General features: G+C 47.0%; 12 protein-coding genes and 1 riboswitch. Of the genes, 9 read left to right on the top strand and 3 right to left on the bottom strand.

Annotation, left to right across the window (positions count from 1 at the left end; translation table 11 throughout):
- The first annotated feature begins 60 nt into the window (after positions 1–60).
- Entirely contained in the window at positions 61–1,275 is a 1,215-nt protein-coding gene (locus AB6805_RS24225) for a lanthionine synthetase C family protein (protein ID WP_370912038.1), read from the top strand.
- Positions 1,276–1,386: 111 nt separating this feature from the next.
- Entirely contained in the window at positions 1,387–1,998 is a 612-nt protein-coding gene (locus AB6805_RS24230) for a response regulator (protein ID WP_370912039.1), read from the top strand.
- Between the two features lie 138 nt (positions 1,999–2,136).
- Positions 2,137–2,233, top strand: a riboswitch (TPP riboswitch).
- Positions 2,234–2,258: 25 nt separating this feature from the next.
- Here the strand turns inward: AB6805_RS24230 and AB6805_RS24235 are convergent.
- Positions 2,259–3,101 (bottom strand): universal stress protein, encoded by an 843-nt coding sequence (locus AB6805_RS24235; protein ID WP_370912040.1) that lies wholly within the window; start codon positions 3,099–3,101, stop codon positions 2,259–2,261.
- A 304-nt stretch (positions 3,102–3,405) separates the two neighbouring features.
- On the opposite strand from AB6805_RS24235, the gene AB6805_RS24240 reads away from it, so the two are divergent.
- Positions 3,406–5,763 carry an ABC transporter permease gene (locus AB6805_RS24240; RefSeq protein ID WP_370912163.1) on the top strand — a complete coding sequence of 786 codons (2,358 nt, stop codon included), beginning with the start codon at positions 3,406–3,408 and terminating at the stop codon, positions 5,761–5,763.
- 9 nt (positions 5,764–5,772) lie between these two features.
- Here AB6805_RS24240 and AB6805_RS24245 read toward each other — a convergent pair whose 3' ends face one another.
- A complete protein-coding gene (locus tag AB6805_RS24245) occupies positions 5,773–6,654 on the bottom strand; it encodes a hypothetical protein (protein ID WP_370912041.1) in 882 nt (293 codons plus the stop codon).
- A 198-nt stretch (positions 6,655–6,852) separates the two neighbouring features.
- Between AB6805_RS24245 and AB6805_RS24250 the strand changes: the two genes are divergently transcribed.
- The 6 genes from AB6805_RS24250 to AB6805_RS24275 all read left to right on the top strand — a co-directional run bounded on the left by AB6805_RS24250 (position 6,853) and on the right by AB6805_RS24275 (position 12,594).
- Positions 6,853–7,428, top strand: a complete 576-nt coding sequence (locus tag AB6805_RS24250; protein ID WP_370912042.1) for a Crp/Fnr family transcriptional regulator — start codon at positions 6,853–6,855, stop codon at positions 7,426–7,428.
- A gap of 450 nt (positions 7,429–7,878) precedes the next feature.
- Positions 7,879–8,829, top strand: coding sequence for a DUF6515 family protein (locus tag AB6805_RS24255; RefSeq protein ID WP_370912043.1), 951 nt, complete (start codon positions 7,879–7,881; stop codon positions 8,827–8,829).
- The gene (locus AB6805_RS24260; RefSeq protein WP_370912044.1) at positions 8,826–9,416 is read left to right on the top strand and encodes a hypothetical protein; all 591 of its coding nucleotides are present in this window, start codon (positions 8,826–8,828) and stop codon (positions 9,414–9,416) included. The genes AB6805_RS24255 and AB6805_RS24260 overlap by 4 nt, the downstream gene beginning before the upstream one ends.
- Before the next feature lie 86 nt (positions 9,417–9,502).
- A complete protein-coding gene (locus AB6805_RS24265; protein ID WP_370912045.1) occupies positions 9,503–10,390 on the top strand; it encodes an oxidoreductase in 888 nt (295 codons plus the stop codon).
- A gap of 1 nt (position 10,391) precedes the next feature.
- Entirely contained in the window at positions 10,392–11,807 is a 1,416-nt protein-coding gene (locus tag AB6805_RS24270; protein ID WP_370912046.1) for an aldehyde dehydrogenase family protein, read from the top strand.
- A 1-nt stretch (position 11,808) separates the two neighbouring features.
- Positions 11,809–12,594, top strand: coding sequence for a helix-turn-helix domain-containing protein (locus AB6805_RS24275; RefSeq protein ID WP_370912047.1), 786 nt, complete (start codon positions 11,809–11,811; stop codon positions 12,592–12,594).
- 34 nt (positions 12,595–12,628) lie between these two features.
- Here the strand turns inward: AB6805_RS24275 and AB6805_RS24280 are convergent, their stop codons facing one another.
- Entirely contained in the window at positions 12,629–13,414 is a 786-nt protein-coding gene (locus AB6805_RS24280) for an SDR family NAD(P)-dependent oxidoreductase (RefSeq protein ID WP_370912048.1), read from the bottom strand.
- Positions 13,415–13,422 lie beyond the last annotated feature (8 nt).

Genomic DNA, 13,422 nt, shown 5'->3' on the forward strand with positions numbered 1-13,422 from the left:
CATGTATTGCAGTATGCATACGTGTTTTGCCATTATATATTTATAACGGCAATTTATTATATGGATCAACTGCAAGAGGCTACTTCCGCGCTGCAAAGGATCTGCGCAGCGCTGGACCCATTTATCCTGGAAGATACCAATACCAGCCTGCTGGGGGGATATACCGGCGTGGCCTTGTTTTATGCCTACTATTATCAGCTCACCGGTAAGGAAGAACACCTGGACAAAGTTCATTACATCATAGAGAAATGCCTGCAGGCATTATCTGAAGAGCCCATGAATGGCTCACACTGCAGTGGAATTGCAGGCGTATCCTGGTGTATTCAGCACCTGGGCGCCATGGGATTTATTGAAGCCGACGATACGGAAGATACCTTTGCAGACATCGATCTGCTGGTAGCAGATTTTATGGCATCGGAGTTAGCGGAAGGCAGAAATGATTTCCTGCATCACGGCCTCGGCACAGCACTTTATTTCCTGGAGCGGCTGCCGGCTGCGACTGCCGTTACCCAACTGGAAAATCTCGTGGCTCACCTGGAAGACAGCGCCATCCCGTTACCCGGCGGCATTGCCTGGAAAGACCATTTCTCCAGCAGAAGCCAGCAGCATCCTGATGAAGACCTGTTTAACCTCGGATTGGCGCATGGCGTTCCTGCGATTATCTCGGTGTTGGCGAGGTGCTATGAAAACGGGATTGCAAAGGAACGCGCCGGCAGGCTAATCAACAACAGTGTTCAATGGCTGCTGCACACAAAAAATAACGCGGCAGAAGCCACGCATTCACGCTATCCTACTATTGTAAATGCGGCCAATAAAGTAATGGGAGACGCGCACAGCAGGCTTGGGTGGTGCTATGGAGATCTTGGCATTGCTATCACGTTGCAGGGAGCCGGTAAACGGTTAAACAGAGCCGATTACCAGGAGGAAGCGCAACAGTTGTTTAAACATATTGCCACGCACCGGAACGTAAAAAATGGCGCCGTGCATGACGGTTGTTTATGTCATGGCAGCGCAGGCATTGCCCATATCCTGCAACAGGCCGGACTGGCCGGGGGTGATACCGCTTTATTGAATGCCTCCCGCTACTGGCTGCAAAATACCCTGCAAATGAATACCTGGGATGATGGGCCTGCCGGGTATAAATTTTATCATCATCCCGATTATATTAACAGTCATAATGTATTGGAAGGTATTGCGGGCATCGGGCTGTCGCTGATCAGTTTTGCGGATACCTCTATCAAACCGGCATGGGGAGAATGTATGCTGATAGATTAAACTTGTCTTGATTTTTTTACTATATTACATACATAGTAAATGAGCATTTCAGTTGTTCGCCCGATATTATTTATGCCATCGCATACAGACGTTACAGCAAACAGAAAAACCATGATCCGTTTATATTTCGTTGATGATCATCCATTGATACTCGAAGGATTGCGATCTTTACTCAGTATGGAAAAAGATATTCACTTAGCAGGTGAAACCAGGAACGGAATTTCCTGTCTTCGTTTCTTAGATCAGCACACTGCTGATGTTGTATTACTGGATACCCTGCTGCCCGATATCAGTGGAGCAGAACTTTGCGCCAGCATTAAAAAGCGGTACCCGGATATTGCGGTATTGGGATTAAGTTACCATAAAAACGACAGCGGCATTGCCGGGATGCTGGACAGCGGCGCAAGCGGCTGCCTGATGAAAAATGCCGATAAGGAAGAATTGCTGCGGGCAATACACGACGTATATTCCGGGCGCACCTATCTATCGGCAGAATTAAAACAGTCGCTTAAAAAAGACCTGCTGCCGTTGCATATTACCAAAAGGGAAAAGGAAGTATTGTGGCTCATTGCCAACGGTCATACCAATCATGAAATTGCAGAGAAGCTGTTTATCAGTTCAGATACGGTGGATAGTCACCGCCGGAACCTGCTGGGTAAATTCAATGCACGGAATACCGCGATGCTCATAAAATGTGCCGTGGATAATAAAGTGCTGATTTAAGCCAGGCTCGTGCATATACCAGGGATTTTCGTCACAGCAGTGGCGCGTAATTTTTACATCCTGTAGAGATTTTTACCAGAAAAATAGCTAAAAACCGCCCTTTTTCACTGGCACGATTTTTCGACATTTATTATCAGATGTTTCAGAATGGGGTGGTCTGGTAAAACAGATCTGAGATCATACCCAAGCACCTGATCTGGGTAATGCCAGCGTAGGGAAAACGAAACAACTAACAGCTCCGGCCACAACCGGAGCTTTTTTTATGCCTTTACGGCTGGTAATGACAACAGCGGAATATTGGAATCGTACGTCAGCTTTTTGGAAACGCTACTATGGAAGAAAGAGGCTACTGCGCCCAGTTTTTTAGGCACCACAATGATCATGGAAGCATGGTGGCTATTGGCGTATGATAAGATACCTTCTACGGTATTATCTGTATTAATATAATCGAAGGCTGCATTGTACTTATCAAAAATTTCATGCAAACTGGCAATGGATTCTTTTGTTTCTACAGTATAGCTGTTACCGGCTGATTTATCTACGTTGATGACTTGCACAGCGGCTCCGGGAAAGGCATCCAGGAATTCATACAGCTGATGCGCCGGTATGGATGCATGGTCTTTCAGGTCGGTAGTAAATACCACAGAATTTATGGGTTTACCAATCAGCGTGCTGTTGGGGACAATAAGTACCGGCACACTGCTTTCCTGTATCATCATGGAAGTAGTGCTGCCGAGTAATAATTTCTCCAGCCCGGAACGGCCGGAAACACCCATCACCACAATATCTATTTCTTCACTCTTACATAGCCCGCTGATGTGTACGGGAAGTGAAACATCTTCCGCCATCAGGTCGATCCTTACATTTTTTACGAGCGCTGACAGGCGATCCTGTTGCAGGCCCAGGTTTTCCATACTTTCGAGATATATCTGCTGATCATTGGTGGTATTTGCTACAGGTAAATCAGTACCTATAATAGTGCTTTGGTAAGCATGATACAAAACGATCCGGCTGATTTGAAGAGGATTTACCAGCTGCGCTGCATATTCTGTAGCCCGGAAGGCATTTTCTGAAAAATCCGTCAGGATGAGCATTGTTTTCATATGCATGTGTTTTGGTACAAACAGATTAGTACGAAATTACTGCCAATAACTGGATGAACAATTTAAGCAGGCTTATGTTCAGCGAAAATTAATAATCGGGATGTTCATTTTTACAGAAAAGTGTTCATTTTTGAACAAAAAGGAGCTGGCTGGCTTCTTAAAATCCGCTATGGTACGGGCTCTGCTATGTGGCATCTATTTTGGGCGCCAGGTATAGCTATTTAAATAATATATCGTCGTTATTCACGCAATTATGATCTGCAACTATTTTAAAATTGCCTGGCGGAGCCTTTCCCGGAGTAAAATGTACTCTTTGATCAATATCATTGGCCTGACCGTTGGTATTGCCTGTTGTATCCTGATTGTGTTATATGTGAAAGATGAATTGTCGTACGACCGATATCATAAAAATTACCATCAAATTTACCGGGTACTGCATGCGTACCGCGAAAAATCTGCTCAGAAGTTGCCCCCGCCAACAGCCGAGGAGTACCAGGTATGGGGCAATGCGCCAGTAGCGCCAGCTTTACAGGCGGATTTCCCGGAAATAAGAACGACAGCCAGGTTCACCAGCCCGGTTACCTTGTTACTGCAACATGGCGATAAACGGTTCCAGGAAAGCAACCTGACATTCGCTGATTCTACCATGTTTGATATCTTTAGCTGGAAGCTGATATACGGTAACCGGGAAACAGCGTTAAAAGCGCCTAACAGTATTGTGCTTACCGAGCGTACTGCAAAGAAATATTTTGGAGATAGTAACCCGGTAGGGCAGGTGTTTAAAACCGATCAGGATAATCCGTTAACAGTTACGGGGGTGATGGAAGATGTGCCTTCCAATTCTCACTTTACGTTTTCAGGATTATTGTCGATGAGTACTTTTTATCGCATCAGGCCCGAGATCTTTAATGAATGGGGATATATTGATTTCTACACTTATTTCTTACTGAATGAAAATGCTGATATCGACATGATGCGGGGAAAGTTGCCTGAATTTTTAAAACGGCATATTCCTAATGAAACTAACTATGCTATTGCTTTTGAACCGTTGAAAAACGCTTATCTGCGTTCGGAGGCAATGCGGCAGCCCGGAGCTACCGGGAGTTTGTCAAATGTGTGTATTTTTTCGCTGGTAGCCGCTTTCATTCTTTTCATTGCGGCTATTAACTTCATCAATCTTACTACGGCGCGGTCTATGGAAAGGGCAAAGGAGATCGGCGTACGAAAGGCTGTGGGAGCGCATCCGCAGAGTTTAATCCTGCAATACCTTGTAGAAGCTGTGGTGATTTCCATGTTGGCTACTGTGCTGGCATTTGCGCTGGTATTTGTTTTATTGCCGATGGTGCGTAATATATCCGGAAAGCCGTTGCCATTTGTTGACCTGCTGTCGTGGCAGATGATAACTGTTTTAATACTGGCGCCTTTTTTTGTAGGGATTCCCGCCGGTATTTACCCGGCATTGGTGCTGTCGCGTTTTAAGCCGGCCCTTGTGTTAAAAGGAAAATTTTATTCCTCGGGGAAGGGTATCCAGCTGAGAAAGGGGCTGGTGGTATTCCAGTTTACTTTATCCATTGCACTGATTGCCTGTACGGCCATCGTGTTTTCCCAGCTCGATCACTTGCGGTCGCATAACCTGGGTTTCCGGCAGGACCAGATGCTGGTAATTGACTATGGTGGCGATAATGAAGTGAATAAGAACATAGAAGCCGTAAAGGCCACACTAGCCAATAATCCGGCGGTGATAGCCATAACAGCTTCCCGTGCAGTGCCAGGAGAATTTTTTCCCAACGCACATACCGTTATTGCTTCGCCCAGTGGTGAAATGCAGCCTTTTGGTCCGGGGCTGTATGAAATAGATGCAGATTTTATACCGGCATATGAAATAAAGATGGCCGCAGGCAGGGCATACTCCCGCGATTTCCCGGCAGACCTGGAGCAGTCGATGATCATTAATGAAGCTGCTGCGAAACAATGGGGCTATGCCAGCCCGCAGGAAATTATCGGGAAGAACTTTGAGCAATGGGGCCGTAAAGGTACCGTTATCGGCGTTGTAAAAGATTTCAATTATCAGTCGCTGCATAAAAAAGTAGAGCCGCTGGCGTTAAGAATGGCGCCCTCCAATGAATTGAACCGGCTTTCCCTGCGTATTAAAACGGCGGAGATAAACAAGACTATTTCAGCGTTGGAACAAACATGGAATCAGCTGGAGCCACAAAGGCCATTCAAATACAGCTTCCTGGACCAGGCTTTCAATGAACAATATCTGAAAGACCTCCGCTTCGGAGAAATTTTTGCGGCTTTTGGCACACTCACTATATTCATTGCCTGTCTTGGTTTATTTGGCCTGGCCACTTTCTCCACCGAAAAACGGCTGAAAGAAATCGGCATCCGCAAAGTGCTGGGTGCGTCCATCACGAGTATCGTCGGCCTGCTATCCGGCGACTTTATTAGACTGGTATTAATTGCCATCCTGATAGCTACACCGCTGGGCTGGTGGGGCATGCACCGCTGGCTGAATGGATTCGCCTACCGGGTGGATATCCATTGGTGGACGTTCGGCCTGGCAGGACTGGGGGCGGTGATTATCGCTTTACTTACCGTAGGTGTGCTGGCGCTGAAGGCCGCGAGGATGAACCCTGTGAGGTCGTTGAAGGCGGAGTAGGGGTATAAATTAATGATAGCTGACCCATTGAATTTCAAACAGGCCGCGGTGTTCTTCTTTATTCAGATAGTCTCCATCTTTAAACCGCTTGTATAAGCTGAAGGGAACAGTTTGCCGTACAGGCAATACATTTGTAGGGAGTAATTCGAGCTGGAAACGCTCCCTGAAAGCCACTGCTGCGCTGTCACGTCCCTTCCACTTATCCATTACGAGATAGTTTACACTATCCTTACCTTTGTAAGGACCATAGTCTTTAACGCCATAGTAGTCATTAGCGGGAACGGTCTGCCAACGAGTGGGGCCGGTCATACTTTCCGCGGGCAACAGGTAAAAGTAATAGATGTCTATTTCGCTAATATCCGGATCGTTAAAGACATGGGTTGTATGATCGCTGCGGGTGATGTAATATTTTGTAACCGTGGGCGTGGAGAAGTCGAATGCATAATTAACGGCAAAGAAAAAGGGAATGATGTAAAAGGCCAATGTCCGTAACAATGCCCGTTTGTTATGTCCATGCATTTCTGTTGGAGCAGGATCCTTACCAAACAAAAGATACCAGCCTATCGCAGGTGCAATGATGATGAGTATCCACCAGAAATAGGAGGTAGTGTAAATCTCAAGTACATGCGCTAACACCAATACATACAACACTGCTATGCCGGCAAGGATAAAAAAATGACTTACTACTCCCAGCTTCGGGTAGCCGGTGAAAAAAACGTCCATTTCCGTTTGCTGCCACGCATGAAGAATATACCTGATCACCGGTAATAAAAAAATGACAACAATAAGGCATCTGAACGCCACAGACAAAGGGTCTGTGAACAAAAGAGCGATACCCAATGCCATCCGGGTGATGGCAGAAAAGCTGACCCGGTACAAAAGGTCTTTCATTTAAGATTATTTTCTGCTATTCTCTGTTTGTGGAATAGCACAGGGCTAACGTGTCAATCTGTATTTTTTTTGGTGGTAAAATTACAGGATTATATTGTAAATGAGTAGATTTTATGGGTTGATGGAATAGGTGCGTTGCTCTGATTTTTATTATATTTATAATCCAAATTATTATTCACCTCAAAATAACTGACCACAATGGAGGCCTTATTCGCTTTACTTTCACGGCTAGGTCCTATTTCTGACGACTTGAAAGTTGAAATATCAGGTAGGCTACAGTTTGCTGAGTTTAAAAAGAAACAAACAATATTAGAGCAAGGGAAGGTTTGTGATCATCTGTTCTTCGTATCAAAAGGGCTGTTAAGGGCTTACTATGACAAGGACGGAGAGGATGTTACGAGTTGGTTCATGATGGACAACGATTTTATCGTATCGGTTTTGTCTTTCTTTGAAAGAACTAAAAGTCATGAAGCAATTGAGGCGCTGGAAGATTGTGAACTGGCGTACATTCATTATGATGATCTCATGTATCTTTACGCGCACTCCCTCGAGTTTAATATTATCGGACGAAAGCTTACTGAATATTATTACTGTAGAAGTGAAGAACGTTTACTCGCAATGAGAAAGCAGAAGGCTTCTGACAGATATGACTTCCTGCTGCAGAATCATCCGCAATTGATCAAGAGAGTTCCATCGGCGTATATTGCCTCTTATCTTGGGATTTCAAGGGAAACTCTCTCAAGAATAAAATCTTCATCAAAAATAATTTATTGACATTTGTCACACGACCGTTCAAAACAAATCCCCTAATTTTGATCCCGAAGCGCTAAATCATAACCAAACATTATCAAAGCAACAAATCCATTATCTTTTAAAAAACGAAATCCCGTAGTCGCTACATTCATTATTTATTTCCGGTTGACAGGACATTGATTCAATACCATATATTGAAGGAGGCAATCGCATGGAATAAGAATTTCATTCATCCATTAAATAACCCAACCAACCAAACACCCACTTTGCCACTTCCGGTTGCATGGGCGCGCAATCAAGTGGTAGGCTCTCCCTTTCCTCCATCCGTTTCAGGGTGGGGGAAAACGGGAAGCTGTTCTTCTCCCCAATTTACATCCCCCCGCAAAACCTCGTTAACAAATTGATCACTTCCGGTGTTATAAAAGGACGGTACCCTGAAAATAACATTTCCCTCATTATTAAACCACACATATGAAAGCTATCAGGAACTTTACCATATGGTTATTGTTTATTTCCTTTACTGCCATACAACCATTTGAGGGCTTTGCTCAGGAAAGGAGACGGGGAGGAGCTGCACCGGCAAGGAACAGGCCCGCACGTACACCTCAGAAAGCACCCGCCAGAACCCGCCCTGCACAAACAGCAAGACCTGCACAAACAGCAAGACCCGCCCAAACGGCAAGGCCCACGCGGCAGCAAACACGACCGGCCAATCGCCCGCAAAACAACACCGTTAACCGGAATAACATTAACCGGAATAATAACTCCGGCAACCGTGTCAATAACTCCGGTAACCGCGTAAATAATAGTCGCAGAAACGTAAACATCAATGTCGATAACAGCAGGGATATCAATGCACATAACAACCGCAATACGGTCGTAAGGCGCAACAATATCAACACCTACCGCAGACCGCCATATGCTTACGGCGGACGAAGATATTATTCCTACCATCCTTACTATTACCACCCCTACAGGCCCTATGCATGGGGACCAGTATGGCATCCATGGGGATTCTTTATCGCCACACTGGCTACTACCGCCATCATCGTGAGCATCAATAATGCAAAGTATCATTATGACCAGGGCGTGTGGTATCAGCAGGCCAATAATGGCTACACTGTTGTACAGGCGCCGGTGGGAGCTACTATCACTACGGTGCCTTCAGGCGCACAACCGGTAGTAGTAAATAATGTCACTAACTATTATTATGGCGGGGCATATTACGAGAAGGATGGCAGCAAGTATACCGTTGTATCTCCACCTGCCGGAGCCGTTGTGCAAAACCTGCCCGCCGGTGGCGAAGAAGTAAAAGTAGGAGATCAAACCTACGTCAAAGTAGGAGAAACTTACTACCAGCCGGTAAATCTCGACGGCAAAAGCCAGTATGAAGTGGTACAGGTAGAAGATGGTGCACAATGAAAAATTTCTTCCACTATATAAAAATAACCATTGTAGGAGGGTTGTTATTACTGATCCCCCTGTTTGTGCTGATAGCAGTAATTGTGAAAGCAGGTAGCCTCATAAAGCGGGTGGTGGTCCCCATTGCACACAAGCTACCTGTTCAGGTCCCCGGCATCGGGAAAGAAACGCTGCTAACCATCCTCATTCTCCTGCTGCTTTGTTTCCTGGCAGGGATCTTTATGCACACCGGCATTGCCCGGCGTTTTAAAAGGATCCTGGAAGATGATATCCTGGTACATATTCCAGGATATTCTTATCTGCAGGCACTCTCCACCGACAAACTTACCAGTAGCCAGGCTTCTAACTGGAAGCCGGCTGCTGTGCTGATAGATGGTAATGAAGTAATTTGTTTTGTGGTAGATGAAACAGAACACTACTGCTCTATATTCTTTCCTTCGGCGCCCACTCCCTCTTCAGGTACTATCTGCGCCCGGGAGAAGCAGGATGTCCGTTACCTGCCAATCAGTGTATCGGAAACCATTATTATTATAAGGCGACTGGGAAAAGGCAGCGCCGCAGTACTGGAAAAAATAAGAAATACCTGAGCTTCCTGGCAAACTATATTTGAGCCCTGCAACAAAATCCGGCAGTAATTTCCACCCGACCTTTGTCTAAACAAAAAACAATACCCATGACAAAAGTTTGGTTTATCACAGGAAGCTCCCGGGGCCTCGGCCGCAGTCTTACAGCAGCAGTGCTCGCCCAGGGCGATCAGGTTGCCGCTGCCGCCCGCACCCCCGCACAACTAAATGACCTCGCCGCACAATACCCCGGCCAGCTCCTTCCCATACAACTCGATGTAACAAACAACCAACAGATCGAAGAGGCAATAGATACAGCCATCGCACACTTCGGTAAAATTGATGTGCTGGTAAACAATGCCGGCTTTGGTATCACCGGCGCGGCAGAAGCCTTCACAGAAGAACAGGTACGCAGCCAGCTGGAAACAAACCTCTACGCACCCATCGCTATCACCAGGGCGGTACTTCCGCACATGCGTAAACAACGCGCGGGCCGCATCCTCCAGATCAGCTCCATAGGCGGCCGTGTAGGAAACCCCGGCCTCACCATCTACCAGGCGGCTAAGTTCGGCCTCGGCGGATTCACCGAAGCCCTGGCCAAAGAAGTAGCGCCGCTGGGCATCTTCGTTACCTCCGTGGAGCCAGGCGGATTCCGTACCGACTGGGGAGGCGCATCCATGACCTTCGCAACACCCATCGAAGATTATGAACCTACCGTTGGCTGGATGATAAAATACCTCCGCGAAGGCAACTATGTGCCGGTAGGGGATCCTGAAAAAGCCGCCAAAGTAATGGTGGATCTGGCAAACCATCCCGCCCCACCTGTGCATCTCATCCTGGGCAGCGAAGCCGCAGGAATTTTAAAACAGGCGGATGCCGCGCGACAGGCGGAATTTGAAAAGTGGCTGCCCGTTAGTACTTCCACTGATCACGATGATGCCGTCGACTTCTTCGGAACAACCGCAGCAGATAAATTCGCCACAAAAACAGCCGAATAACATGAAAACAATAAACCAGATATATATCAACGGCGCCTTCGTAACACCACATGGCGCCACTACCTTCGATCTCATCAACCCCACTACCAATCAACAAATAGGAACGGTAACACTGGGCGATGAAACGGATGTCAACAGGGCCGTTGCCGCCGCAAAAGCCGCCTTTACTATCTTTTCAAAAACGACGGTGCAACAACGGAGCAACTACCTCCAACGCCTACACGACGCCATGCAGAAAAGAGTGCCCGACCTGGTGGAAGCCTCCATCACCGAATACGGCGCTCCTGCGCAACGGGCCCTCGCCAGCAATCAACTGGCCGCAGATAGTTTTCTTCACTATAAAAAAGTATTGGAAGATTTCTCCTTCACCCGCAAAGCAGGCACCTCGGATGTGGTCATGGAACCATTGGGTGTTGTTGGAATTATTACGCCCTGGAATGCGAATGCCAGCTATATTTGCAATAAACTGGCTACCGCTATCGCGGCAGGTTGTACTGCTGTTATCAAGCCCAGTGAAATGAGCGCCATTCAAACGCAGATCGTGGCAGAAGCGCTTCATGAAGCAGGACTGCCGCCGGGAGTATTCAATATCGTCAATGGCCTGGGCAATGTAGTAGGCGCAGAAATCACGCGGCATCCCGGTATCGCAAAGATCTCTTTCACCGGCTCTACAGCAGTAGGAAAAATGATCGCACGCGGCGCCGTAGATACCATGAAACGGGTCACACTGGAACTAGGTGGCAAGTCGGCCAATATCATCCTCGATGATGCCGATTTCAGTACAGCCATTCCGATGGCAGTAGCTGCCTGCTTTATGAACAACGGGCAGGCATGCATCGCAGGCACCAGGCTGCTGATACCGGAAGCCAGGCTGGAAGAAGTAAAAGCCCTGCTGAAATCAGCGGTGGCAAACGTGAAAGTTGGCGACCCTATGGACAAAACAACGACCATAGGCCCGCTCGTAAGCAGGAAACAATACGACCGCGTGCAGCAGTATATTCAACTGGGCATCGACCAGGGCGCAGAACTGCTCACAGGCGGTACAGGACATCCCGAAGGATTGGAAGCGGGTAACTTCGTGCAGCCAACCGTGTTTACCGGCGTTACCCGGAACATGCGGATCGCCAGCGAAGAAATATTCGGACCGGTGATGTCGGTGATGACTTACAAAACAATCGAAGAAGCCATCGATATCGCTAATGATACGGCATACGGCCTGATGGCGTACATCAGCTCATCCAACGAAAAGACAGCAAAGGATATCGCAGGAAAAATTGTAGCAGGACGGGTGCTGATTAATACGCTGCATCATGATCCACTGGCGCCCTTCGGAGGATTTAAACAGTCAGGTATCGGAAGGGAATTTGGCGCATATGGATTGGAAGAATATGTAGAACCGAAAACCATCATTCTATAATATGTCGAAGGAAATTGTTTATTCCTGTTACGTAAACAGGAGCAGGGAAGGAGAACAGTTTGTTCCGGTACACGTTTTTAGTTACCAGATCGCGGGGGCTATCACATTCAACGATGGACAACGCAATCAAACTTTTGATGAGGGAACTTTCCGTTTCTGCAGACGGAATAAACTGCTCAAATTCTTCAAACAGCCACCGGAAGATGGTGAGTTTAAAACAATCTCCGTTTATCTCGATGAAACCACGCTGCGCAATTTCAGTATGGAATATGGCTATGCAGCCGATAAACAGGTGGACAGCGAAACCGTGATGGAGCTGAAAGCCCATCCGCTGCTGCAAAGTTATGTAGCCTCCTTACAGCCTTACGAAAAGCTGAATGAACCCGGCAACGATCACCTGTTTGCGCTGAAGATGAAAGAGGCCATCCTCATCCTGCTGAAAGTAGATCCGGCACTCAAAAATATCCTCTTCGATTTTACAGAACCAGGCAAAATAGACCTGGAGGCTTTTATGCAGCAAAACTATCACTTCAATGTAGAAATGAAACGCTTTGCCTATTTAACCGGCAGAAGCCTGGCTACCTTTAAGCGCGATTTTGAAAAGATCTTTCATACCTCGCCCAGCCGCTGGTTGCAACAGAAACGACTCCAGGAAGCCTACTATCTCATCAAGGAAAAAGGAAGAAAGATATCGGATGTATACCTGGAAGTAGGATTTGAAGACCTGTCACATTTTTCTTTTGCTTTTAAAAAGACGTTTGGCGTGGCGCCGTCGATGCTGGTATAACAAGGGGCTGCCGGTAAAGACAGCCCCCTGACGCTTATAACCGTTGACCGCCAATAGCCAAACCACCATCCACCAGGATACTTTCCCCGGTAACAAATGAGGCTGCCGGGCTGCTCAGCCACAACACCAGTTCAGCCACCTCTTCAGGTTTCGCAAAACGGCCCATGGGCGCATGTTTCTTAAAAGGCTCCTGTAAAGCTTCCGCATTCTCCGTAGGGAAAAACCGGTCGAACATCGGCGTGTGGATATAACCCGGCTGAATATTATTTACCCGGATACCCGCTGCCGCAGTCTCAATAGCCAGCGCCCGGATCAGGCCATCGGTACCCGCTTTGCTGGCGGAATATACACCCGAACCAGCTCCCGCTCCGCGGGCCAGCCAGGACGAGGTATTTACAATTGCACCGCCGGTACCCTGTTTTTTGAATTGCTCAATTTCATATTTGCAGGATAACCACACACCCTTTAAATTGATGCCGATCACCTTATCAAATTCTTCTTCCGGCGTATCTTCAATCAACCCAAACCGGCCTTCAATACCCGCATTATTAAAAGCAATATCCAGTTGCCCGAAACGCGCCACGGTATCAGCTACCAGCTTTTGCACAACAGTACTCTGCGATACATCGGCCGCAATAAAATGTACATCGGAACTGATTTGTTGTAAATGCTGTAAAGCTTTTTGCCCTTCCGTTTCCCGGCGTCCTGCAATCACCACTTTTGCGCCATTGCGCAGAAATAATTCAGCCGTTGCCAAACCTATACCGGTAGTGCCTCCTGTAATCAGGGCTACTTTGTCTTTTAATGCTTCCTGTGCCATATATTTTT

The organism is Chitinophaga sp. RCC_12, from assembly GCF_041360695.1.
Taxonomy (GTDB): domain Bacteria; phylum Bacteroidota; class Bacteroidia; order Chitinophagales; family Chitinophagaceae; genus Chitinophaga.

Coding starts and splice junctions, on each gene's coding strand:
- AB6805_RS24225 (WP_370912038.1), top strand. CDS start 61: ATGGATCAACTGCAAGAGGCTACTTCCGCGCTGCAAAGGATCTGCGCA.
- AB6805_RS24230 (WP_370912039.1), top strand. CDS start 1,387: ATGATCCGTTTATATTTCGTTGATGATCATCCATTGATACTCGAAGGA.
- AB6805_RS24235 (WP_370912040.1), bottom strand. CDS start 3,101: ATGAAAACAATGCTCATCCTGACGGATTTTTCAGAAAATGCCTTCCGG.
- AB6805_RS24240 (WP_370912163.1), top strand. CDS start 3,406: ATGTACTCTTTGATCAATATCATTGGCCTGACCGTTGGTATTGCCTGT.
- AB6805_RS24245 (WP_370912041.1), bottom strand. CDS start 6,654: ATGAAAGACCTTTTGTACCGGGTCAGCTTTTCTGCCATCACCCGGATG.
- AB6805_RS24250 (WP_370912042.1), top strand. CDS start 6,853: ATGGAGGCCTTATTCGCTTTACTTTCACGGCTAGGTCCTATTTCTGAC.
- AB6805_RS24255 (WP_370912043.1), top strand. CDS start 7,879: ATGAAAGCTATCAGGAACTTTACCATATGGTTATTGTTTATTTCCTTT.
- AB6805_RS24260 (WP_370912044.1), top strand. CDS start 8,826: ATGAAAAATTTCTTCCACTATATAAAAATAACCATTGTAGGAGGGTTG.
- AB6805_RS24265 (WP_370912045.1), top strand. CDS start 9,503: ATGACAAAAGTTTGGTTTATCACAGGAAGCTCCCGGGGCCTCGGCCGC.
- AB6805_RS24270 (WP_370912046.1), top strand. CDS start 10,392: ATGAAAACAATAAACCAGATATATATCAACGGCGCCTTCGTAACACCA.
- AB6805_RS24275 (WP_370912047.1), top strand. CDS start 11,809: ATGTCGAAGGAAATTGTTTATTCCTGTTACGTAAACAGGAGCAGGGAA.
- AB6805_RS24280 (WP_370912048.1), bottom strand. CDS start 13,414: ATGGCACAGGAAGCATTAAAAGACAAAGTAGCCCTGATTACAGGAGGC.